Origin of the sequence: Pseudomonas sp. Rh2 (assembly GCF_040762985.1) — a bacterium.
GTDB lineage: Bacteria > Pseudomonadota > Gammaproteobacteria > Pseudomonadales > Pseudomonadaceae > Aquipseudomonas > Aquipseudomonas taiwanensis.
Genome location: NZ_CP142890.1, coordinates 3,923,638 through 3,945,830 on the forward strand (window position 1 = coordinate 3,923,638; position 22,193 = coordinate 3,945,830).

19 protein-coding genes are annotated in these 22,193 nt (G+C 64.5%); 5 read left to right on the plus strand and 14 right to left on the minus strand.

The genetic code is table 11. From position 1 onward, the window contains the following. Position 1 precedes the first annotated feature (1 nt). Positions 2-1,117 carry an ABC transporter permease gene (locus VXM67_RS18010; RefSeq protein ID WP_023381322.1) on the plus strand — a complete coding sequence of 372 codons (1,116 nt, stop codon included), beginning with the start codon at positions 2-4 and terminating at the stop codon, positions 1,115-1,117. Between the two features lie 12 nt (positions 1,118-1,129). Continuing rightward, complete coding sequence (locus tag VXM67_RS18015) at positions 1,130-2,626, plus strand: efflux transporter outer membrane subunit (protein ID WP_367237254.1); 1,497 nt, start codon at positions 1,130-1,132, stop codon at positions 2,624-2,626. Between the two features lie 133 nt (positions 2,627-2,759). Here VXM67_RS18015 and VXM67_RS18020 read toward each other — a convergent pair whose 3' ends face one another. From VXM67_RS18020 to VXM67_RS18085, 14 genes are all read right to left on the minus strand, one after another. After that, complete coding sequence (locus VXM67_RS18020; protein ID WP_023381324.1) at positions 2,760-3,455, minus strand: response regulator; 696 nt, start codon at positions 3,453-3,455, stop codon at positions 2,760-2,762. After that, positions 3,452-6,106 (minus strand): DUF4118 domain-containing protein, encoded by a 2,655-nt coding sequence (locus VXM67_RS18025; RefSeq protein ID WP_367237255.1) that lies wholly within the window; start codon positions 6,104-6,106, stop codon positions 3,452-3,454. Before VXM67_RS18025 ends, VXM67_RS18020 begins: the two co-directional genes overlap by 4 nt. Positions 6,107-6,260: 154 nt before the next feature. Further along, entirely contained in the window at positions 6,261-6,812 is a 552-nt protein-coding gene (kdpC, locus tag VXM67_RS18030; protein ID WP_023381326.1) for a potassium-transporting ATPase subunit KdpC, read from the minus strand. Positions 6,813-6,822: 10 nt separating this feature from the next. Then, positions 6,823-8,877, minus strand: coding sequence for a potassium-transporting ATPase subunit KdpB (gene kdpB / locus VXM67_RS18035; RefSeq protein WP_367237256.1), 2,055 nt, complete (start codon positions 8,875-8,877; stop codon positions 6,823-6,825). 10 nt (positions 8,878-8,887) lie between these two features. Then, a complete protein-coding gene (kdpA, locus tag VXM67_RS18040) occupies positions 8,888-10,582 on the minus strand; it encodes a potassium-transporting ATPase subunit KdpA (protein ID WP_023381328.1) in 1,695 nt (564 codons plus the stop codon). Between the two features lie 9 nt (positions 10,583-10,591). Then, positions 10,592-10,681, minus strand: a complete 90-nt coding sequence (gene kdpF / locus VXM67_RS18045; RefSeq protein WP_041925515.1) for a K(+)-transporting ATPase subunit F — start codon at positions 10,679-10,681, stop codon at positions 10,592-10,594. 141 nt (positions 10,682-10,822) lie between these two features. After that, positions 10,823-11,875, minus strand: a complete 1,053-nt coding sequence (locus VXM67_RS18050) for an AI-2E family transporter (protein WP_023381329.1) — start codon at positions 11,873-11,875, stop codon at positions 10,823-10,825. Between the two features lie 12 nt (positions 11,876-11,887). Beyond that, positions 11,888-12,682 carry a DUF4892 domain-containing protein gene (locus tag VXM67_RS18055; protein ID WP_023381330.1) on the minus strand — a complete coding sequence of 265 codons (795 nt, stop codon included), beginning with the start codon at positions 12,680-12,682 and terminating at the stop codon, positions 11,888-11,890. A gap of 109 nt (positions 12,683-12,791) precedes the next feature. After that, a complete protein-coding gene (locus VXM67_RS18060; protein WP_023381331.1) occupies positions 12,792-13,646 on the minus strand; it encodes an alpha/beta hydrolase in 855 nt (284 codons plus the stop codon). Next, the gene (locus VXM67_RS18065; protein WP_023381332.1) at positions 13,643-14,431 is read right to left on the minus strand and encodes an alpha/beta hydrolase; all 789 of its coding nucleotides are present in this window, start codon (positions 14,429-14,431) and stop codon (positions 13,643-13,645) included. The genes VXM67_RS18060 and VXM67_RS18065 overlap by 4 nt, the downstream gene beginning before the upstream one ends. A gap of 88 nt (positions 14,432-14,519) precedes the next feature. Beyond that, positions 14,520-14,903 (minus strand): hypothetical protein, encoded by a 384-nt coding sequence (locus VXM67_RS18070; RefSeq protein WP_023381333.1) that lies wholly within the window; start codon positions 14,901-14,903, stop codon positions 14,520-14,522. A 98-nt stretch (positions 14,904-15,001) separates the two neighbouring features. Continuing rightward, complete coding sequence (gene sixA / locus VXM67_RS18075; RefSeq protein WP_023381334.1) at positions 15,002-15,460, minus strand: phosphohistidine phosphatase SixA; 459 nt, start codon at positions 15,458-15,460, stop codon at positions 15,002-15,004. After that, entirely contained in the window at positions 15,457-15,804 is a 348-nt protein-coding gene (locus VXM67_RS18080; RefSeq protein ID WP_023381335.1) for a DUF4389 domain-containing protein, read from the minus strand. The genes sixA and VXM67_RS18080 overlap by 4 nt, the downstream gene beginning before the upstream one ends. 36 nt (positions 15,805-15,840) lie before the next feature. Then, positions 15,841-16,866, minus strand: coding sequence for an NAD(P)H-dependent glycerol-3-phosphate dehydrogenase (locus VXM67_RS18085; RefSeq protein WP_023381336.1), 1,026 nt, complete (start codon positions 16,864-16,866; stop codon positions 15,841-15,843). A 336-nt stretch (positions 16,867-17,202) separates the two neighbouring features. On the opposite strand from VXM67_RS18085, the gene VXM67_RS18090 reads away from it, so the two are divergent. Genes VXM67_RS18090 through VXM67_RS18100 form a run of 3 tightly spaced genes read left to right on the plus strand, consistent with a single transcriptional unit; the run spans position 17,203 to position 22,168 of the window. Further along, the gene (locus tag VXM67_RS18090) at positions 17,203-19,350 is read left to right on the plus strand and encodes a TonB-dependent receptor plug domain-containing protein (protein WP_367237257.1); all 2,148 of its coding nucleotides are present in this window, start codon (positions 17,203-17,205) and stop codon (positions 19,348-19,350) included. Further along, positions 19,350-20,240: an ABC transporter substrate-binding protein gene (locus VXM67_RS18095; RefSeq protein ID WP_023381338.1), complete on the plus strand. Its 891-nt coding sequence runs from the start codon at positions 19,350-19,352 to the stop codon at positions 20,238-20,240. Before VXM67_RS18090 ends, VXM67_RS18095 begins: the two co-directional genes overlap by 1 nt. Further along, positions 20,237-22,168: an ATP-binding protein gene (locus VXM67_RS18100; RefSeq protein WP_023381339.1), complete on the plus strand. Its 1,932-nt coding sequence runs from the start codon at positions 20,237-20,239 to the stop codon at positions 22,166-22,168. The genes VXM67_RS18095 and VXM67_RS18100 overlap by 4 nt, the downstream gene beginning before the upstream one ends. Positions 22,169-22,193 lie beyond the last annotated feature (25 nt).

Genomic DNA, 22,193 nt, shown 5'->3' on the forward strand with positions numbered 1-22,193 from the left:
CATGGCCACGTTCCTGGAACTGCTGCGTCGCCTGGTCAACCTGTGGCGCAAGGAACTACTGGTGATTTTCAAAGACCCGGCAAACCGCATCGTACTGATCGCACCGGTGCTCATGCAGAGCCTGCTGTTCGGCTATGCCGTGACCTTCGATCTCAACGACGTGCCCTACGCACTGCTCGACCATAGCCACAGCGAGTCGTCCCAGCGCCTGGCCAGCCGCCTGGACGGCAGCGGCATCTTCCACCGCGTGCAGACCCTCAACTCCAGCCGCGACATCGCCGAGGTGATCGATGCGCAAGAGGCATTGCTGGTGGTGCACATCCCACCTGATTTCGAGGCCCGCCTTACCCGAGGAGAAACCGCACCGCTGCAGGTGATACTCGACGGCCGTAACTCGACCACCGCAGGCTCCGCCGCAGCGGGCCTTGCCAGCATCGTGAACGACTTCAACCGAGAACGCGGTCTGGCGCAAGCACCGATCAACGTGGTTACCCGCGCCTGGTACAACCCCAACCTGGAAACCCGTTGGCCGCTCATTCCGGCGTTGATTGCTTCGCTGAGCATGCTGCAGACACTGGTGCTCACCGCCTTGTCGGTGGCGCGCGAACGTGAGCAGGGCACGTTCGACCAATTGCTGGTCACCCCCTACTCGCCGATGGAGATCATGATCGGCAAAGCCATACCGCCCATTCTCATCGGCCTGGTGCAAGCCTCGTTGGTGCTATTGATGGCGCTGTTCTGGTTCCGCATTCCCATGGCCGGCTCCCTGCTCGACCTGTACGGAGGCCTGCTGGTGTTCATGATCTCCAGCGTCGGCCTGGGCATGTCGATTTCGGCCATATCGCTGAACATGCAGCAGGCCATGCTCTATACCTTCGTGCTGATCATGCCGATCATGCTGCTGTCGGGCCTGGCCACGCCGGTGCGCAACATGCCCGACGCCATGCAACTGGCCACCTGGATCAATCCCCTGCGCTTTGCCATCGACCTGATTCAACGCATTTATCTCGAAGGCGTCAGCCTGTTCGACGTGGCACACGACCTGGTCCCCATGCTCGCCGTAGCCGCCGTCACTCTGCCGCTGTCTGCCTGGCTGTTCCGCAATCGACTCGCTTAACCGGAGGCTGCAATGTCGTCGCCGCTCAACGCCTTTTGCCTCACGCCGTTGCTACTGGCCCTGATGGCCTGCAGCGCGGTCGGGCCTGACTACCAAGCGCCGCAGCCGGTTACCCCAAGCGACTGGCACGCGGCCCATAGCGGTGACCCCACGCTCCTGAACACGCGCTCGGCCAACCAGGCCATTGCGACGCAATGGTGGACCCAGTTTGCCGACCCGACGCTGAACTACCTGCAGCGGCGCGCCATTGCCGCCAGTCCGGACCTGACCAACGCCGCCCTGCGCTTTGCACAAGCGCGCATGCAACGGCAGATGGTCGCGGCGCAGCGTGGCGTGAACGTCGACGGCAGGGCCGACATCCAGCGCCAGCGTCAGAGTGAGCGCGGTGCCAGCGCGAAGATGATCGACAGCTTCGCACCGGGCAACAGCGACGAGCTGACCAAGGCCCTGGCGCAACCATTCACCCTTTATGAAGCAGGCTTCGACGCATCCTGGGAGGTCGATTTCTGGGGCCGGGTACGCCGCTCCGTCGAGGCCGCGGACGCCCGTGTCGAGCAGCAGCGCGCTTTGCTTGAGCAGGCACGGCTGGTGGTGGCCAGCGAAGTGGCGCGCGGGTATTTCGAATTGCGTAGGGTGCAACAGTTGATCGGCGTCACCGAGCAAGACCTGCGAGCCACCGAGGAGTCGCTCGAACTGGTGAAAGCCCGCGCCGACGGCGGCCTGGTCGACGATTTCGACCTGGTCCGTCAACGCGCTCAACTCGAACAACTGAGTGCCACCCTGCCCTCACTGCAGGCGGCGCAGACCCAGGCCATCAACCAACTGGGCGTGCTGGTCGGCGCGCAACCGGGCGAACTGCAGGCTCAGTTGCTGCTACCTACAGCCACGCCTCCCACCCTACCCGACCTGAGCCCTGGGCTGCCCTCGGACGTGGCGCGCAAACGCCCGGATATCCGCGCCGCCGAAGCCCAGCTTCACGCGGCAACGGCCAACATAGGGGTGGCGGTCGCCGAGTTGTATCCAAGCATCCGCCTGGGTGCCAGCTTTGGGTATTCCTCGTTCGAAAGCGGCAAGTTTTCTGACTGGGGCAGCCGCCAGTGGGCGGTAGGGCCGAGCTTGAGCGTGCCGATTTTCGACAATGGTCGGCGCCGCGCTCAAGTCACTTTGCGCACGCTCGAACAACAGCAGGCAGCGGTCAACTACCAGCAGACGGTACTCAAGGCCTGGCAGGAGGTGGATGATGCGCTGAGCAGTTATGGCGCCGAACGCCAGCGCAACGACCAGCTCAAGGCACGCCTGGGCAGCGCCGGGCAAGCCTATGACATGGCCAAGGCACGCTATGCCGGTGGACTGACTGACTTTCTGGTAGCGCTCGACGCCCAACGCAACTATCTGCAGGCGCGCCGAGATGTGGTGGACAGTGACAACCAGTTACGCCTGGGCCTTGTGGCGTTGTACAAGGCTCTGGGGGGTGGTGCTCCAGTGGGTGCGCGCGAGGTGCAGCAATGATGGACAAGCGCCGCCTGCGCGGCGCATCGCGAGCAAGGCTCGCTCCTACGTCTGATCTGGGTCCGTAAGGTGTGCAGCCGCCGCGAACCGCTGTAGGAGCGAGCCTTGCTCGCGATGCGCCAGCACCCTGGGCTTATCCAGCCGGCGCCACCAACCGATACCCCACCCCCGCCTCGGTAATGATGAACCTCGGCGCCGTCGGGTCATCGCCCAGTTTCTGCCGCAGGTGCCCCACCACGATCCGCAGGTAGTGGGTATCGTCCACATGGGTCGGCCCCCAGATATCCTTGAGCAACTGCTGCTGGGTGATCACCCGCCCAGGATGCCCGGCCAGTTGCGCCAGCAGCGCATATTCCTTGCGGGTCAGCGCCACCTCGACACCGTCCAGGGTCACCTTGCGAAAGGCAAAGTCGACCGTCAACGGCCCGAAGCTCGCCAATGCCTCCCCGCCACTGGCCTGTGGCGCCTGACGCAGCAGGGCGCGGATGCGTGCCAGGAACTCCTGGATACCGAAGGGCTTGGTCACATAGTCGTTGGCACCACCATCGAGCGCATCCACTTTCTGAACTTCACTGGCGCGCACCGACAACACCATTACCGGCACCGAGCTCCACTCACGCAGCTCACGCAGCACGTGCTGGCCGTCCATGTCTGGCAAACCAAGGTCGAGCACCACCAAGTCCGGCTTGGCCAGGGCGGCCTGCGTCAGGCCCTCGGCACCTGTGGCGGCCTCGATCACCTTGTACCCCTGGGATGCCAGGCTGATGCGCAGAAACTTGCGGATCTGCGGTTCGTCGTCGATGACCAGGAGGGTCGCGTGCTGGCTCATGGGGCTTCGCTTTCGGCTTCAGGTTGATCGGGCAGCGGCAAGCATAATGTGATGCAGGTGCCCTGGCCATCGATGCCTTCGCTGACCAGGATTTGCCCGCCGTGGGCGCCGACCATGCCTTGGCAGATGGCCAACCCAAGCCCCGTGCCCTGCCCGCCCCGATCCCCCCGGGCAGCGGTGTAGAACATGTCGAAGATCTTGTCCCGCTCCGCCACCGGAATGCCAGGCCCCTGGTCGCTTACCGCGAAGTGCAGTTGCTGGTCGTGCACGGACACCTCCAGTTCCAGCCGTCCCTGCGCCGGCGAAAAGCGGGCGGCGTTCTCCAGCACATTGACCAGGGCCTGTTCGATCAATGCCGCATGCACGAACAACAAGGGCAACGCGGCCGGCACCTCGGTGTGCACGCGCAACGGCGCCAGCACGGCGCGCAGGCGGTTCAGCGCACTGCCGACGATGTCCGCCGGTGCCACCCAGTCGCGAGCAAGCTTCAGCCCACCATGGCCCAGGCGGGTCATGTCGAGCAGGTTCTGGATGTAACGGTCCAGGCGTTCGGCCTCGTTGCGCGTGCCTTCGAGCAACTCACGCCGATCAGCGGGCGCAATGGCCTCGCCCAATGCCAGCAGGCTGTCGATGCTGCCGCGCATGGCGGTCAGCGGTGTACGCAGGTCATGGGATACCGATGCCAGCAAGGCACTGCGCAACTGCTCGGTTTCGCCATGCAGGCGCGCCGCTTCCAGTTGCTCGGCCAGCCGCGCCCGGGCCAGGGCCTGGGCCAAAGGTTGCCCCAAGGCCATCAGCAGGCGACGGCGCTGGGCGCTGAGCGGCTCGCCGGAGTGCGGCCGCACGCCAAGCAGCGCCAGCGGCTGCTCATCAACCGCCAACGGCCACCACCACCAGCGCCCATGGGGCAAGGTATCGCTGCCATGGCCGGCAGCCTGGCCGTGTTGCCAGGCCCACTCGGCAGCGGCCCGTTCGTTGTCGGTGAGGGCTTGCGCCTCGCCACTGACCCGATGCAACAGGCCCTCTGCATTGCGCTCGAGCAGGCATACCTGCATGTCCTGCAAACCGTTCAAATGCTGGCCCGCTGCATTGAATACCGCCTGACGGTCGGTAGCCACGGTCAACCGTCGAGAAAGGTCGAGCAACTGGCTGGTCTGCGCCTGAGTCTCGCGCAGGGCCTGCAACTGCTGGCGTTGCCGCGCTGCGAGATTGCCGGTCAGGGCGGCCATCAGCAGGAAGAACACCAGCGTCAGCACGTCTTCCTCGCGCTGGATGGTGAAGGAGAAGTTCGGCGGTATGAACAGAAAGTCGTAGGTCAGGAACGACAACGCCGCACAGGCCAGGGCTGGCCCAAGGCTGCTGCGTACGGCCACCAGCAACACCGCGGCCAGGAACACCAAGGAAATATTGGGCAATGCCAACACGCCGGCCACCGCCCAGGACAGACTTGCCGCCAACGCAGTCGCCAGCACGGCCAGCAGATAATGGCGCCACACCCAAACGCGCTTGACCGACATGCTGGGTGTGGCGGGTTGGGCATCGCGGTCGAGCACGTTGACTTCCAACCCATGGCTTTCACGCAGCAACCGAGCCGCCACCCCGGCGCCGAACAAGCGCCGCCGCAGGCGATCACGCGACTGCCCGACCAGCACCAGACTGGCCCTGCGTTCGGCAGCATGCTGGATCAGCGTGCGCGCCACCTCCCTGGCCCGCAACACCACCACTTCGCCTCCCAGCCGCTCGGCAAGCTGCTGCGCAGCCTGCAGGCGATGACGGGCGGTTTCGTCGAGCAACCGGCCATTGTCCACATGCACCAGGCTCCAGGGCAGGTGTCGGCGCTGGGCCACCCGACAGGCATGGCGCACCAGACGCTCGGCCTGATCGTCACCGTCGACCCCGACCAGCAAACGCCCACGCAAGGCCGGTGCCTCCTGGCCACGCTGGCGGTAGCCGTGGGCCAGGTCGGCATCCACCTGCGCAGCCGCCGTCTGCATGGCCAGTTCGCGCAGGGCCGTGAGGTTGGTCTGGGAGAAGTAGGCATCGATGGCCGCCCGCGCCTGCTCGGGCACATACACCTTGCCCTCACGCAGACGGGCGAGCAGGTCGCGGGGCGGCAGGTCGATCAGCACCAGCTCGAAGGCCTCCTGCAGTACCCAGTCGGGCAAGGTCTCGCGCACCTGCACGCCGGTGATGTCACGCACTTTGTCATTCAGGCTTTCCAGGTGCTGGACGTTGACCGTGGTGTAGACGTCGATCCCGGCGGCCAACAGTTCCTGCACATCCTGCCAGCGCTTGGCGTGGCGGCTGCCAGGCGCATTGGTGTGGGCCAGCTCATCGACCAGGGCCAAGGACGGGGATGCCTTGAGCAGTCCGTCGAGGTCCATTTCCTCCAACGTGACGCCACGGTACTCGCTGCGCAGCAAGGGTTGCTGGAGCATGCCGCCGAGCAAGGCTTCGGTCTCGGCCCGGCCATGGGTCTCGACCACCCCGGCCAGCACCTGCACGCCTTGGCGTTGCTGGGCGTGAGCGGCTTGCAGCATGGCGTAGGTCTTGCCCACCCCAGGCGCGGCACCGAGAAACACCTTGAGCCTGCCGCGCCCTTCACGCGGCAGGTTGGCCAACAGCGCGTCTGCGCGGGCGGAATCACTCATGAGTCATCCTTCATCTGCTGTGCAGAAAACACGGGCCGCAAGATCGGCATGGCACGTGCAGGAACGGGTTCACCCGCGAATACGTCGGTGAGCTCACCGCACCCTTCGCGGGCAAACCCGCCCCCACAGGCCTTTGCTGGTAACCGGCCTTGAGTCAGTGACCAATACTGCCAAGCGCCCGGTTCAGGGCCAGCACATTGACCACAGGGGGGCCGATCAGTGGCTGCAGGGTGGCCTCTTCCACCAAGGCTTGCAAGCGCTCGACTGACATCTGCCGGGCTGCCGCCACGCGCGCGATCTGGTAGGCCACGGCCTCAGGCGGCAGGTGCGGGTCCAGGCCGCTGCCCGAGGTGGTCAGCAACGCCTGGGGTACGCCCCCCTGCCCAGGTTGGTAGAGCGCTGCCGCCTCCCCTTTCACCCGTTCGGCCAATGCCGGATTGCTGGGGGAAAGATTGCTCGCACTGCTGGCCACGGTGGCATAGGCACCGGCCGACGGACGCGAGTGAAACCAGCCATCACCCTGGAAGTCCTGGGCGATCAATGCCGAGCCACGCACCTGGCCATGGTCGTCACGCACCAGGCTGCCGTTGGCCTGCTCGGGAAACGCGACCTGGGCTATGCCGGTTACCGCCAAGGGGTACAACGCGCCGGTGACCAGGGTCATCAACAAGGCCAGGCTCAATGCCGGGCGCAGATAGGTGTTCATGTCGGCCTCCTCAGACCAGGTGCAATGCATTGAGCAACATGTCGATCAGCTTGATCCCGGCAAACGGCACGATGATCCCGCCCAGGCCGTAGATCAGCAGGTTGCGTCGCAGCAACTGGGCCGCGCTCGCTGCCTGCACACGCACACCGCGCAAGGCCAAGGGAATCAGCGCGATGATGATCAGCGCGTTGAAGACGATCGCCGACAGAATCGCGCTCTGCGGGCTGGCCAGGTGCATCAGGTTGAGCACGCCCAGCTGCGGGTAGATGGCGGCGAACAGCGCCGGCAGAATGGCGAAGTACTTGGCCACGTCGTTGGCGATGGAGAAGGTGGTGAGCGCCCCGCGCGTGACCAGCAACTCCTTGCCCACCTGGACCACGTCCAGCAGCTTGGTCGGGTCGCTGTCCAGATCGACCATGTTGGCCGCCTCACGCGCCGCCTGGGTACCATCGTTCATGGCCATGCCCACATCTGCCTGGGCCAGCGCCGGTGCATCATTGGCGCCGTCACCGCACATGGCGACCAGACGCCCGTCGTTCTGTTCCTGGCGAATGCGCGCCAGCTTCTTCTCGGGCGTGGCTTCAGCCAGCACATCGTCTACCCCGGCTTCGGCGGCGATGGCAGCAGCGGTCAGCGGGTTGTCGCCGGTGACCATCACCGTGCGGATACCCAGCTTGCGCAGCTCGGCGAAGCGCTCGCGAATGCCGGGCTTGACCACATCCTTGAGGTGGATCACGCCCAGCAAGCGCTTGTCGACACACACCAGCAGGGGCGTACCGCCGCTCTGAGCGATGCGTTCGACTTCACGGGCCAGTGCCGGCGGCATCTCCAGTCGCTGCATGCCGACGAAGGCCAGCACCGCATCGACCGCGCCCTTGCGGTAGTGACGCTGCTGAAAATCGACACCGGAAAGCCGCGTCTCGGCGCTGAAGGCAATGGGTACCAGCTGCTGGGCGCTTGGTTCAATGAACGCGTGCAATTGACGCAGGTACTCGACGATCGACTTGCCCTCGGCAGTATCATCGGCCAACGATGCCAGCAACGCGCCCTCCCCCAACTCCTTGGCCGTGACCCCCGGCGCACTGTGCAGCGCACTGCAACGACGATTGCCGAAGGTGATGGTGCCGGTCTTGTCGAGCATCAGGGTGTGCACATCACCGGCCGCCTCCACGGCGCGGCCCGAGCGAGCGATGACATTGAGCCGCACCAGGCGGTCCATGCCAGCGATGCCGATGGCCGATAGCAGTCCGCCGATAGTGGTGGGGATCAGTGTCACCAACAACGCTGCGAGGAAGATCAGCGGCAGGCTACCGCCTGCGAAGTGGGCGAACGGCTGCAAGGTCACGACCACGATCAGGAAGATCAGGGTCAGGCCGATCAACAGAATATCCAACGCGATCTCGTTGGGCGTCTTCTGCCGCTTGGCACCTTCAACCAGGGCAATCATGCGGTCCAGGGTCGACTCGCCAGGGTTGCTGGTGATGCGGATCAGCAGCCAGTCGGATACCAGGCGGGTGTTGCCGGTGACGGCCGATCGGTCGCCACCGGACTCTCTGATCACCGGGGCCGACTCGCCAGTAATGGCCGCCTCGTTGACCGCTGCAATGCCCTCGAGCACTTCGCCGTCGCCGGGGATCAATTCACCGGCCACCACCTTGACCACATCGTCCTTGCGCAACTGCGAGGCAGGCACGGTCTCGAAGCCGCCTTGGCGGGTGCGGCGCTGCGCGGTAAGGCCCTGGCTGCCGGCCTTGAGGCTGTCGGCGCGGGCCTTGCCGCGCCCTTCGGCCAGGGCTTCGGCAAAGTTGGCGAACAACACGGTGAACCACAGCCACAGGGCAATCTGCACCGCCACGCTGGTGCTCACGCCACTGCCCGGTGCAAAGCACAGCACAGTGGTGAGCACAGCCGTGAGGGCCACGACCAGCATCACCGGTGAACGCTTGAGTTGACGCGGGTCGAGTTTGACGAAGGCCTGCACCATGGCCGGGCGCCAGAGTGCGGCGAAACGGGTCTGGTCCTTGGCGCTGGAGTGGGCTTTCACTTCGGGAATGGGCATGTTCATGGTTCGCTCCTCAGAAGCCCAGGCTCAGGTGTTCGGCGATCGGCCCAAGGGCCAGGGTTGGCAGGAAGGTCAGGCCGCCCACCAGCAGGATGGTCACCACCAGCAAGGTGGCGAACAGTGGCCCGTGGGTCGGGAAGCTGTTCAGCCCTTGCGGCGCGGTTTTCTTCGCAGCCAAGCTGCCTGCCAGGGCCAGCACCGGCAGGATGTAGCCGAAGCGGCCGATCAGCATGGCCAAGCCGATCATCAGGTTGTGGAACACGGTGTTGGCACCGAAACCGGCGAAGGCCGAGCCGTTGTTGGCGGTGCCGGAGGTGTAGGCATACAGCAGCTGGCTGAAGCCATGGGCGCCTGGGTTGCTCACCGCCCCCGCAGGGCCTGGCAGGCTGGCGGCGATGGCGCCGAGCACCAGCACGCCCACCGGCATCACCAACAAGGTCGCCACCAACAACTGCACCTCACGGGCTTGCAGCTTCTTGCCCAAGTATTCCGGCGTGCGCCCAATCATCAGGCCTGCCAGGAACACAGCGATCAGCACAAACAGCAACATGCCGTAGAGCCCGGCACCGACGCCGCCGAAGATCACCTCACCGACCATCATGTTGGCCATGGCCACCATACCCGTCAGCGGGTTGAGGCTGTCGTGCATGGCGTTGACCGAACCGTTGGACGCAGCGGTGGTGGTCACGCTCCAGAGCACCGAACCGGTGGTGCCGAAGCGGCTTTCCTTGCCCTCCATCGGCGCGCTCGACTGTACCTGAACGCTTTCCAATGCCGGATTGGGTTGGTATTCCGCCCACAAGGCGGTACTGCCACCGATCAGGAACAGGGCAAGCATGCAGGCGATGATGGCGCGGCTCTGGCGCAAGTCCTTCACGTAGTGGCCAAAGGTGAACACCAGGGCAGCCGGGATCAGAATGATCGACGCCACCTCGAACAGGTTGCTCCAGGCCGTGGGGTTCTCGAACGGGTGCGCCGAGTTCACGCCGAAGAAACCACCCCCGTTGGTACCCAGTTGCTTGATGGCGATCTGGCTGGCAGCCGGTCCCAGCGGGATGACCTGGTCAACGCCTTGCAGGGTCACAGCATGGGCATAATCGGCGAAGGTCTGGGGCACGCCCTGCCACACCAGCAGCAGCGCCAGCACCAGACACAACGGCAAGAGCCCGTAGAGGGTGCCCCGGGTCATGTCGACCCAGAAGTTGCCCAGCGTTGCCGTAGAGCGCCTGGCAATGCCACGGCAGAGTGCAACCAATACGGCCAGGCCGGTGGCAGCGCTGACGAAGTTCTGCACGGTCAGGCCAAGCATCTGGCTCAGGTAGCTGACCGAGGCTTCGCCGCTGTAGGCCTGCCAGTTGGTGTTGGTGACGAAGCTTACCGCTGTGTTGAATGCCAGCGACCACTCCTGGCCTGGCAAGTGCTGCGGATTGAGCGGCAGATAGCCCTGCAGCAACAGCACGCAGAACAGCAGCACGAACCCGGCCAGGTTGAAGGCCAACAAAGCCAGGGCGTACTGCTTCCAATTCTGCTCCTGCTCGGTGCACACGCCCGCCAGCCGGTAACAGCCCTGCTCCAATGGGCCGAGTACTGGGCTGAGCCAGGTACGCTGGCCTTCCATCACCTTGTAGTAGAAACGCCCCAGCCAGGGTGCAGGCAGCAGCACGATGGCAAAGAAGGCCAACAGCAACGCGTAGTCGTAACTGTGCATGACCGCTCCCTAGCTGCGATCGGCGCGCAGCAGCGCCGTAAGCAGGTAAATCGCCAACGCCACTGCCAGCAGCAGTGACAACCCTTCGAGCACATTCATCGGTGGTTCTCCCCATCCATGCGGCGTTGGCCGCTTTGGGGAAATTGTCCGAGGGTGCGACGTAAAGGGGCGAGATCGAGGGACAGGTCAGCGCATAAAGAATGCGTAAAGATGCAGCCCGTTGCCGGGCCGCGGGTGATATCAGCGTTGCGGCGTCTGCTGCCCTGCGTTGCGGCTCCAGTCCAGCAACAGGCTGTAGCCCACCGCCAGCAGTGTCGGCCCGATGAACAGGCCGATGAAGCCAAACGCGATCAGGCCACCGAACACACCAAGCAGGACGATCACCAGTGGCAGGTTGCCGCCGCGGCTGATCAGGTAGGGCTTGAGCACGTTGTCAACGCCACTGATGACGAAGGTACCCCAGATACCCAGGAACACGGCCATGCCGTACTCACCTTTCCATACCAGCCAACCGGTGGCCGGTATCCAAGCCAGCGGCGGCCCCATGGGAATGAGGCTGAGCATGAAGGTCACCAGGCCGAGGATGATGGCGCCCGGCACACCGGCGATGAGAAAGCCAATCAATGCCAGCAGGCCTTGGGCCGCGGCGGTGCCGATCACGCCGTTGACCACACGTTGCACGGTGCCGGCCACCAGTTCCAGGTAATACTCGGCACGGTCGCCCATCAAACGCTGCAGCAGGCGCAGGACGAACGCCGCCAATCGCGGGCCGTCGCGGTAGAAGAAGAACACGAACACCAGGCTCAGGGTCAGTTCGAGCACACCACTGCCCAATTGCGCACTGCGTGCCAGTAGCCAGTTACCAACCTGACCCAGGTGGGGTCTGACCGAGGCCAGCAGCATCGCGCCCTGTTGGTCCAGCGACTCCCACCAGCTGACCAGGCGCCCGCCGACCAGCGGGACACCGGCCAGCCAGTCCGGGGCGTCAGGTAAACCATCGACCTGTACATCGCGAATGAACGCCGTGGCGTCGCGAATGTGGTCCGCCAGGTTGAACCCAAGCCAGACCAGCGGCAAGGCCACGACCAGAATCCAGACACCGGTCAGCAAACCTGCCGCGAGGGTCTCGCGATCCCCCAGCACGCGGGTCAGCAGGCGCATCAACGGCCAGCTGGCAAAGGCCAGGATGGCCCCCCACAGCAGTGCCGAAATGAACGGCGCCATTACCCACAGCCCCGCGCCCAACAGCGCCAGCAGAAGAATCTGGATCAACAGACGATCATTGTTGGCCATGGTGGCGCTCGATCAACGAATCAGTTCAAGGTGCAGGCCATCGGTAGGGGCGTCCCCGACTTCCAGTCGGCTGCTGCGCACGCCTGCCTTGATCAGCTCTTGGCGCCAGGCTTCGGCCTCGGCTCCACTGAGGCTGGCACGCAGGGTGCTGTCAAGGTTCAGGCTGCGTCCGAGCAGGGTCACCCAGGTGGCTTGCGGTGCGCCCAGGTCAGGGTAGTCCAGCTTTCCGGTGTCGCGCATTTCGCGCAGCACAGTCGCTGGCGTGGGTAGCAGTTCGCCCAGCGGGCTGCCCGCGACGAACTCTTCGACGTGCAAGTACGCGCGGCGGTTGCCACGGGTGACGCTGTACAACGCCACCAAGGTGTCGGCCTCTTCGGCCGAACGGCGCAACAGGATGAATGCCTGCTGCTCGTCGCCGCCATTGAGCCGGGCATTGCCGAACACATCGTTGGCCCACAGGCTGGCTTCGCCGCAGTCACGGCCCTGGCACCAGAACAAGGGGTAACCGCCGTCACGCTGCAATTGTTCGCGGGCGCTGGTGAACGCCTCACGAGCGGTGCGTTCGACGGGCAGTTCGTAAGTGACCGAGCTAACCTGGCCACGGCTCTCGACCTTGTCATCGACCCGCAGGCGACCGCTGATCTTGCGCAGCGGGCCCAGGGGGTAGACGCGTTCCTGTTCTACGGCGGGGCGTTGGTCGACCACCTTGCCATCTTGCGGCACCGGCAGGCTGCCCGCCCAGGAAGCGGCGCTGACCAGCGCGACGCAGGTGACGAAGGTGACGCGGATGAAAACGGATGCGCTCATCGGCCACCCTTGGGGCAGCGGGTGGCGGAGCGAAGGTCTAGGATGTCTGGCATTTGCATGGTTGTCTCCCTGTTCAACCCGCCAAGCCTCGGCACTTGTCCGGTACAAGTCAAGAAAAGCCAAAGAAGCGATTGAAACAGTCTGCGACAAGGATCGCACCCTGCTCATCGTTCAGGTGCAGATGATGCCCACCTGGCAGCACCACTCGCTCAAAGGGTAGCTGCTCCAGCAACTCGGTGTGGCGCACCAGCATGCCATCGGCGGCCACCACCAGACAGCCCGGGCAACCGACCCGGTGCACGTACGCCATGGCCTGGGCCGGGTTCAGGCGCGCCGGCGATGGTAAGGTCAGTCGGCTGTCGCTGCGCCAGCTGAACCCGCCCGGGACCGGCATCAGTCCGCGCTGGGCCAGCAACTGCGCAGCTTCGTGGCTTACCGCGACCATCCCCTTCATGCGAGCCTGCACGCCGTCTTCGACCGAGGCGTAAACCGACTTGCGCTTGCCATCCAGGCGCAACTGCGCCTGCAACGACATGCCCAACCGCTCAGCCGCATCCTGCTCGGCACCGGTAGGCGGGATCACGCCGTCGATCAACGCCAGGTGGCTGACCCTGTCCGGCAAGGCCCCAGCCAACTGCACCGAGATGATGGCGCCCAGCGAGTGACCAAGCAGGGCGAATCGTTGCCAGCCAAGCTGCTCGGCGACCCGCAACACGTCATGGGCGTAATCGGCCAGGGCATAGCCGGCCCCTGGCGGGCGGTGTTCGGAATAGCCATGGCCGGCCAAGTCGAGCGCGACGATACGCAAGCCCTGTAGACGGGGTGCCAGGCGCGCGAAACTGTTGGCGTTGTCCAGCCAGCCATGCAGTGCGATCACCGGCAACCCGTCCGCTGGCCCGAACAGGTGCGCGGCGAGTTCGATATGGCCCAGGCTCAGGCGCACTTCTTCGACGGGCAGGCTCATGCCTGGCTCCAGCGATCGAACAGGCCCTTGATCAGGCTGGCGGTATCAGTGGGGCGCTCCAGCGGGAACATATGGCCACCCGGTACGCTGTGGTACTCACCCGTGGGCATGCCACGCACGGCAAACGCGTGGTGACGACGAATCACCCGGCTACGGTCGCCACGCACCATCGCCAACGGCACCTGCAAATGCCGGGCAGGTGCCGGGCTGGCATGGGGGATGCTGCGATAGATACTGATCTCGGTGGCCGGGTCGAAGCGCAAGCGCAGCCCCTCCTCTGCGGTTTGCAGACCATGTTCCAGATACGCCTCGAGGCACTCGGGGTCGAAATTGCGGAACAAGGTCTTGCTGGCGAAATATGTCCGCGCGCTGTCACGATCGGCGAAGGCCTCGCGCCGCCCTAAGGTGCGGCCTGCAGGCGTGATGCGATCGATGAAACCGAAACGCTTGGCGGTGCGGATCAACCACTGGTCGGCACGGGTCAACACCGGCGAGTCAAGCATTACCACGCCCCGGTACAACTCTGGGCGGCGCAGCGCGGCATGCAGGTGCAGCACACCGCCCAGGGAGTGACCGACGCCCCACACGGGCTGATCCTGCTGAGCCAGATGGTGCAACAGTTCATCGACCAGGTTCCGCCAATTGTCATCGACCGGAAACCTTGGGTCGTGGGCGTGTTGGGCCAAGTGCGTCACCTGGTAGTCCGGCGCGAGCGCGGCGAACAGCTTGCCGTAGGTGGCCGAGGGAAATCCGTTGGCGTGGGCGAAGAAGATCCGTTGCGACATGGCGCCAGGTCCGAACCGGGGATGGTTGCCCATTGTCGGCATCGTGGCGGCGCTCGGCAATGTCCGGAAAGGTCATCGCGCAGGGCAATCAGGACAGGTCGAAACCGAGCAATGAACGGCGCAGGCAGGCTTGCAGGTAGGCCAGCTGGCTTTCGAGCGCCTCGCGAGCCAGGCGCTGATCCTTGTGGTCGAGCTGTAGCCGGCGTAACGCCAGGCAGCTGGTCTGCACCAGGTGGGATACGCGCTGGCAAGCGTCCTGCAGCCTGCGCAGATCTTCCTCTCCTTGTATCCGGGTGGCGAGGTCCGGGCAGCCACGGCCTTGGAGCCTGCCCATCAGGTGATACAGCTTGGCATCAGCGGCCTCACGCAGCAGGCTGTACTCGGCAAAATCCAGCGCCCCGCTGGCCTGCACTTTATCCAACGTTGGCTGCAAATCGGCACAGCGAACCAGATCCAACCTTCGACCACCCATCCCGCACTCCTGATTCTTCCCTGCCTGTACCGCCTCGATGCAACGCTAGCAACGCCCTGCCAGAGGCGGCAACTGACAAAAATGCCAGTTGCCCGGTTTCAGTCGGGTGAATTAATCGCGCGCACGGTCATCAGGCCTGCCAATGGCCAATCCCCTTCCAACTCTGCAAGGCTGGCGGTACTCATGGGGGCTGGTCGCTGGCCATGCCCGTGCTCGAGCCTTCCAACCAATGTGCCCACCAGCGGCTGGTGGCTGACCAGCAGCACATGCTCAAGGCCCAGTCGCTCGATTTCGCCGATGACCTGTTGCACGTCACTGTCGGGGGTCAACCACGGCACTGTGTGCACCGGCTCGGTGAAACCGAGGGTGTCATGCACCAGTGCCGCGGTCTGCTGGGCGCGCACATAGGGGCTGGCCAGGATGGCTTGCAGTGGCTGGCCCAGCAAGCGCGCCGCGCTGTGCAGCACTTGCTCGCGGCCATGGGGCGTCAGGCGCCGCTCGGCGTCGGTATTGGCCCGCGGTTCGGCCTCGCCGTGGCGCAGAACCCAGAGCTTCACAGTTTGGGCTCCTCGTCGCGCACCGGGTGCGCTGCCGGTGCCACGGCGTGAGGCGCCTCGCCTTCCGGCGCCCGCGGGGCCGGCCAGTCGGCGAATGGCCAGGGCTTCTGGTCGCTGTGGAAACTGCCGAAACGACCGATCTGCGCCAGGTACTGACTGAGGCTGTCGCCGAAGTTCATCAGGCTGGCGCTCGGGGCGCCATACACCAGTCGGTAGATGAGCTGCACCAGCACCAGGCCACCCAGCAGCAGCTCGGCCAGTTGCCAGACCACCAGGAACACCAGCATCCACAGCACCCGCAGGATGATCGACTCGCGCTGCGCGCGCTCGGGGGTATCGTTCATGTATTGCTCCTTGCTCTGTTCAGAACCCACGAAGGCTCAGTTGAAACCGCTTGTGGAAATGAAATCGACGTCGGTCTTGGGCTCGGCGCGCATCAGGTGTTCGATGACCTGGTTCAGCGTGCGGCCTTCGAACAGGATCGCGTGCAGGCCCGCCACCAGCGGCATGTACACCTGCACTTCCTGGGCCTTGGCCTTCAGTACCTTGAGGGTATTGACCCCCTCGGCCACTTCGCCCAGGCGGTTGACCGCCTGTTCCAGGCTCAGGCCCTGCCCCAGCGCATGACCCACCTGATAGTTGCGGCTCTTGGGTGAAGAGCAGGTGACGATCAGGTCGCCGACACCGGCCAGCCCCAGGAAGGTCATCGGATTGGCGCCTTGGCTGACGGCGAAACGAGTCATCTCGGCCAGGGCACGGGTAATCAGCATGCTCTTGGTGTTTTCACCCATGCCCAGGGCAACGGCCATGCCAGCCATGATGGCATAGACGTTCTTGAGGGCACCGCCCAGTTCGACACCGAAGCGGTCGGTGCTGGCGTACACCCGGAAGGTGCGCCCGTGTAACACCGCCTGCACGCGTTGGCACAGGTCTTCATCTTCGCTGGCGACCACAGTGGCGGTCAGCGCATGTTCGGCGATCTCGCGGGCCAGGTTCGGGCCCGACAGCACGCCAATACGTGCCTGGGGGGCGATTTCCTCAAGGATCTGGCTCATCAGCTTGAAGCTCTGCGCCTCGATGCCCTTGGTCAAGCTCACCAGTCCCTTGCCGCGCAGCAACTCGGCATGCGGGGCCAGCACGCTGCGCAGGGCGCTAGACGGCAGGGCCACGAAAATCAGCTCGCAAGCCTGCAGCGTCGCCAGCAGGTCGTTGACCGGCTCGACACCGTCGTGCAGGCGGATACCTTTGAGGTAACGCGGATTCTCGCGATTGATGCGCATGGCCTCGGCCTGCTCGGGGTCGCGCATCCATTGGCGCACTGGCACGTTGTTTTCAGCCAGCAGGTTCGCCACGGCGGTGCCAAAGCTTCCGCCTCCCAGAACTGCAACAGGTTGCTGTTCAGTCATATTCAATCCGTTAATGCCAAAATGTGAGTGGCGACCGGACCATTATACGGTGCGGATGCGACAGGGCCAGTGCATGGCTTGCGTGGCGGGTTGGGTTGGCGATCGCGTGGCGCATCGCGAGCAAGGCTCGCTCCTACGTTTTTCGGGCCATGCCAAAGCGGTCGCGCGCAAATCCCACAGGCATAACTGGCCCGAAAAAAGCGTAGGAGCGAGCCTTGCTCGCGATGCGCCGCGCGATCTCGACACCACCCGAAAACCACCGGCAAGCCTTTCCCTCACCCCCCCACCTCGCAAACTCGCGCCCCACCACTGGCAAAAGGTCCAAGGTCAGTTAACATGCCTGTTTCATCTTTGATACAAGGCCGTATCGTGTTCCCAGGCACGCCCCCTTACCCGCGTCTGTTATTGCTGACCGCCCTGCTCGGTGGCCCGGTCATGGCCGATGACCTGTTCATCGACAACACTGACTTGCCGCAGGTTCTGACCGCCACGCGCCTGAAACAATCCCCGGCGGCGGTGCCGGGCAGCATGACCGTGCTCGACAGCGAACTGATCCGTGCCAGCGGTGCCCGCGATATTCCCGAACTGCTGCGCCTGGTGCCAGGCATGATGATCGGCTACGGCGCCGGCAACCAGCCAACCGTCAACTACCACGGCAGCAACGTCAACGAAGCCCGGCGCATGCAAGTGCTGATCGACGGCCGCTCGGTGTATCGGGCCGGCCTTGCCACGGTGGACTGGAGCGATATCCCGGTGGCCCTGGAGGATATCGAGCGCATCGAGGTGTTCCGCGGCCCGAACACCGTCAGCTATGGCGCCAACGCCTTGATGGCGGTGGTCAACATCCTCACCCGCAACCCCGCCGACAGCCATGGCACACGGGTCAAGCTCACCCGTGGCCAGGATGGCATCAACGATTACTATGCCAGTCATGGATTCGGCTGGGACGGCGGTGATCTGCGCCTGTCGGTGTCGGGACAGCAGGACGACGGTTTCGACAGCGACCAGTTCGGCAACGACTACCGCGACAGCCGCCGTCTGAACCGCGTCAACCTCAGCGCCAGCCACAACCTCGCGCCCGACCAGACCCTGGAGTGGCAACTGGCGGCCAAGGAGGGCAGCAACCAGCGGCCGTACACCTACCAACCGGTGTTCGGCAAGTATGCCGCAGGCACCGACGCAGATGTCAACGCTAAGGATTACGCGGGCTCGGTACGCTGGAACATCGATATCAGCCCAGAGCACAGCTTCTACATCCAAGGGTCGGCTCAACACTTCGATCGCCAGCAAGTCTGGCTGGCGTGCGACGCGCTGATGGCGTTCAGTCCGGCGTTGACCCAGTTGTGGCAACTGAACCCAGACTTCGCCGAGAAGGTGGCACGCAACCTGTCGACCGGAAACCTGCCGACAACCACGGACCCGACGCTCAGCGCCCTGCTGACCCAGGCCCAGACGCAATGGAACAACGGCGGCAAAAGCACGGTCTGCGGCGATGTCGATCAAAGTACCCGCGAAACCCGCTACGACCTGGAGATCCAGGACACCCTGAGCCTGACCGACAACCTGCGCCTGCTCAGCGGTATGAACTACCGCTATGATCGCGCCGACTCGCAGACCTACTTCAACGGCAGCATCGACGACCAGACCTGGCGCGCATTCGGCCAGCTGGAATGGCGTGCGGACGAACACTGGATCATCCAGGGCGGTGCGATGTTCGAGGACTCGCGTCTTTCGGGCAGTTCGCTTACCCCGCGCATGGCGGTGAACTACCTGATCACCCCGCGCCACGGTTTGCGAGCGGTGTACTCCGAAGCGGTCCGCTCGCCCGACATGTTCGAGAACAACGTCAACTGGAGCTATACGGTCAAGAACCTGACGCCCAACGACTTCGGGCTGCAGAACGGCGAATATTTCGTCAAGACCCGAGGCCCTGGCAACCTCGATCAAGAACGCATGCGCTCGCGGGAACTGGGCTACAACGGTTACTTCAGCGACATCGACTTGAGCATGGATGTGAAGTTGTTCTATGACGAGATCACCGGAATGATCAGCGAGCCCCTGAGGAACAACCAGTACATCGCCAGCAACGCCAACAAAGCGCGGTTCAGTGGCAGCGAGGCGCAAGCCGACTGGCGCGTGACCCAACGCGACCGCCTGCGCCTGACCTACGCCTATGTCGACGCCTGGGCCAGCAACCCGTTGGACAGCGCCAACACCGCCCGCAACAGTGGCTCGGCCGGCTGGATGCGCGATTGGGGCGACGGCTGGACCAGCGCTCTTTTCTACTACGGCGACGACGCACTCAACCAGTACCGCTACGAGCGTCTGGACCTGCGTGTGGCCAAGCGCTTGCGTATCCAGGGCAGCAACCTGGAGCTGGCCGCGCTGTGGCAGCAGCGCCTGGACGATGAACCGACCACGACGATCCAGAACCGCTACGACAGCCGTCACCGCCTGAGCGTCAGCGCGGAGCTGGAGTTCTGATGGCCCGCCTGCTGCGCCTGCTGCTGATCTTTCTCTGGCCCATGGGATCGCTGTCCGCTAGCGAAATCCTGTTGGTCGGTGGTGAAGATCAACCCGGCATTCGCAGCTTCGTGGCGGCCCTGGAGAGCCGTCGCAGCCACGACGTGGTGCGTTTCCAGACCACCTCGACCCTACCCCGCCCCGGCCAGCTGAATGCCGACCTGCGCCTGATCCTGCTCGATAGCGCTGCCCTGGACTGGCGGCTCGCCGAGCCCGCCGGCCCCCCGGCACTGGCGATGCGTATCAGCCGGGTGCAGGCGCAGCAGCGCCTGGGCAAATCCCGTCCGGCCTACCTGTGCCTGCTGTGGAGCGACCCGCCCCTGGCACGGCAGCTACGCCTGGCACGCTACCTGCTGCCGCAGGCGCAGCGCATCGGCGTGCTGTATGGCGAGCACAGCCACTTCCTGCTCGAAGAGTTGCGCCATGCCGCCCGCCCGTTGGGCCTGGAGATCGTTGCCCAGGACTGGCCCGATCAACGGGACAGCCGACCACTGCAGAACCTGCTGCTCAACAGCGACGTGCTGCTGGGCCTGGACGACCCCGACCTGTACAACTCGAAGACCGCCAAGAACCTGTTGCTCAGCAGCTACGGCCGACAGATGGCGCTGATCGGGCCGAACGCCGGTTTCGTGCGCGCTGGCGCCCTGGCCAGCAGCTACAGCGACCAGGATGATTGGCTGGCGGTTCTCGACCAGTTACTCGACCAACCGCCCTCGCGCTGGCCGCGCAGTCTTTACCCGGCGCGTTTCGGCGTCAGTGGCAACCAGCAAGTCGCCCGTGCACTGGGCCTGGAACCCATCGATCCGAAGGCCGCTGCCCAGGCCCTGGCCGCAGGAGAACCCAACCCATGAGCAAACGCCTGAGCTGGGATATCCACACCCGCACCCAGATGATCAGCCTGGGTCCTGCACTGCTGCTGACCCTGCTGCTGATCAGTTTCTTCACCTTCGTGCGGATCCAGGACTTGCGCCAGGAGCTCAACCACACCGGGCAGTTGATCGCCAACCAACTGGCCCCGGCGTCCGAGTACGGGGTGATCTCCGGCAACAATGAGGTGCTCGAAGGCCTCATGAGGGCCACCCTGAGCATTCCACACGTGCGTTTTTTGGAGGTGCAGGACAGCCGCAACCATATTCTGGTGTACGTCGAGCAGTCCGATGAAAGCAGCAACCGCGCCCAGCGCGTGGAAGTGTTCCAGGCCCCCATACGGCTGCAGCAGATCCGCCTGGACAGCGACTTCCTGCAACAGGGCAAGGCCCCCACCCCCGCCATCGGCGACGATTACCTGGGACGGGTGATCGTCGGTATGTCCGATGATGCGTTCAGCCAACGCCAGCAGGAAATCGTTATCAAGGCTGGCATTCTTGCCTTGTTCGCCCTGTTGTTCACCTTCCTGCTCGCCCGCCGCCTGGCCACCAGCCTGGCCAAGCCGATCAGCGACATGGGCCATGCGGTGAAGGCGATCCAGCAGGGCGAGTACAATGCCCCGTTACCGGTGGTGGACGACAGCGAGCTCGGCCACCTGGCGCGCCATATCAACAACCTGGCCAGCGCCCTGGAGCAGGCCAGCGCCGAACAGAAGCAGGCCATTGCCCAGTTGATCCAGGCCCGTGAGGAGGCCGAGCAAGCCAACCGCGCCAAGTCCGACTTCCTGGCGATGATGAGCCATGAGTTACGCACGCCGATGAACGGTGTGCTGGGCATGCTGCAGTTGCTCGAAACCACCCAGCTGACGCCCGAGCAGGCCGACTATGCGGCGGTCGCCAGCGAATCCACGGGCCACTTGCTCAAGGTCATCAACGATATCCTCGACTTCTCGCGCATCGAACGCACCACGCTGGAACTTGAGCAGATCGACTTCAACCTCGGCGAATTGATCGCCCACAGCGTGCAGTCGTTCCAGCACAGCGCCCAGCAGCGTGGACTCGACCTGCAACTACAGATGCCGGCCGGCATGGAGCAGCTGGAAGTCAGCGGTGATCCGACTCGAATCCGCCAGATCCTGCTGAACTTGATCGGCAACGCGTTGAAGTTCACCGAACGCGGCCAGGTCCAGGTGCATGCGCGCTGGCAGCCCCTGGACCGGCAGCTGATCTGGTTGACCTGCAGTGTGCGCGATACTGGCATCGGCATCGACAGCGAGCGCCTGGAGACCATGTTCGTGGCCTTCCAGCAAGCGGACAGCTCGATTTCCCGGCGCTATGGCGGCACCGGCCTGGGCCTGTCGATCGCCCGCACCCTGGCCGAACGCATGGGTGGCAAGCTGCGCGGGGAAAGCCGCGAAGGGCTGGGCTCGACCTTCACCCTGGAAATTCCCCTGACCCTGGCCAGCATGGCGCCCCCGGCCCTGCCCGGCAGCGTCGCGCAGGGCAGCCTGGGTACCGAGGGCGGGCGAATCCTGCTGGTAGAGGACAATCCGGTCAATCAAAGCGTCATCGAAGCCATGTTGCGCAGCCTTGGGCTGGAGGTGAGCGTGGCGCTGGATGGCCTCCAGGCCGTGGAGCAGGTCAGCCAGCAGCGCTTCGCCGCGGTACTGATGGACTGCCGGCTGCCGCGGCTGGACGGTTACGAAGCCACCCGGCGCATCCGCCAACTGCCCGATCGCGACAGCCTGCCGATCATCGCCTTGACGGCCAATGCGTTGCAGGGCGACCGCGAGCGCTGCATGGCCGCCGGCATGAACGATTACCTGAGCAAACCCTTCCGCCGCACCGAATTGCAACGGGTATTGCAGCGTTGGTTACCCGGCCGGACAGCCGCGACTGGCGATAAATGCTAAAGTGCGGCAGTCTTAAGGACTGGAC

Bases quoted from the DNA above. Each gene is read 5' to 3' on its own strand.
- VXM67_RS18010 (WP_023381322.1), top strand. From the start codon at position 2: ATGGCCACGTTCCTGGAACTGCTGCGTCGCCTGGTCAACCTGTGGCGC.
- VXM67_RS18015 (WP_367237254.1), top strand. From the start codon at position 1,130: ATGTCGTCGCCGCTCAACGCCTTTTGCCTCACGCCGTTGCTACTGGCC.
- VXM67_RS18020 (WP_023381324.1), bottom strand. From the start codon at position 3,455: ATGAGCCAGCACGCGACCCTCCTGGTCATCGACGACGAACCGCAGATC.
- VXM67_RS18025 (WP_367237255.1), bottom strand. From the start codon at position 6,106: ATGAGTGATTCCGCCCGCGCAGACGCGCTGTTGGCCAACCTGCCGCGT.
- kdpC (WP_023381326.1), bottom strand. From the start codon at position 6,812: ATGAACACCTATCTGCGCCCGGCATTGAGCCTGGCCTTGTTGATGACC.
- kdpB (WP_367237256.1), bottom strand. From the start codon at position 8,877: ATGAACATGCCCATTCCCGAAGTGAAAGCCCACTCCAGCGCCAAGGAC.
- kdpA (WP_023381328.1), bottom strand. From the start codon at position 10,582: ATGCACAGTTACGACTACGCGTTGCTGTTGGCCTTCTTTGCCATCGTG.
- kdpF (WP_041925515.1), bottom strand. From the start codon at position 10,681: ATGAATGTGCTCGAAGGGTTGTCACTGCTGCTGGCAGTGGCGTTGGCG.
- VXM67_RS18050 (WP_023381329.1), bottom strand. From the start codon at position 11,875: ATGGCCAACAATGATCGTCTGTTGATCCAGATTCTTCTGCTGGCGCTG.
- VXM67_RS18055 (WP_023381330.1), bottom strand. From the start codon at position 12,682: ATGAGCGCATCCGTTTTCATCCGCGTCACCTTCGTCACCTGCGTCGCG.
- VXM67_RS18060 (WP_023381331.1), bottom strand. From the start codon at position 13,646: ATGAGCCTGCCCGTCGAAGAAGTGCGCCTGAGCCTGGGCCATATCGAA.
- VXM67_RS18065 (WP_023381332.1), bottom strand. From the start codon at position 14,431: ATGTCGCAACGGATCTTCTTCGCCCACGCCAACGGATTTCCCTCGGCC.
- VXM67_RS18070 (WP_023381333.1), bottom strand. From the start codon at position 14,903: ATGGGTGGTCGAAGGTTGGATCTGGTTCGCTGTGCCGATTTGCAGCCA.
- VXM67_RS18080 (WP_023381335.1), bottom strand. From the start codon at position 15,804: ATGAACGATACCCCCGAGCGCGCGCAGCGCGAGTCGATCATCCTGCGG.
- VXM67_RS18085 (WP_023381336.1), bottom strand. From the start codon at position 16,866: ATGACTGAACAGCAACCTGTTGCAGTTCTGGGAGGCGGAAGCTTTGGC.
- VXM67_RS18090 (WP_367237257.1), top strand. From the start codon at position 17,203: ATGCCTGTTTCATCTTTGATACAAGGCCGTATCGTGTTCCCAGGCACG.
- VXM67_RS18095 (WP_023381338.1), top strand. From the start codon at position 19,350: ATGGCCCGCCTGCTGCGCCTGCTGCTGATCTTTCTCTGGCCCATGGGA.
- VXM67_RS18100 (WP_023381339.1), top strand. From the start codon at position 20,237: ATGAGCAAACGCCTGAGCTGGGATATCCACACCCGCACCCAGATGATC.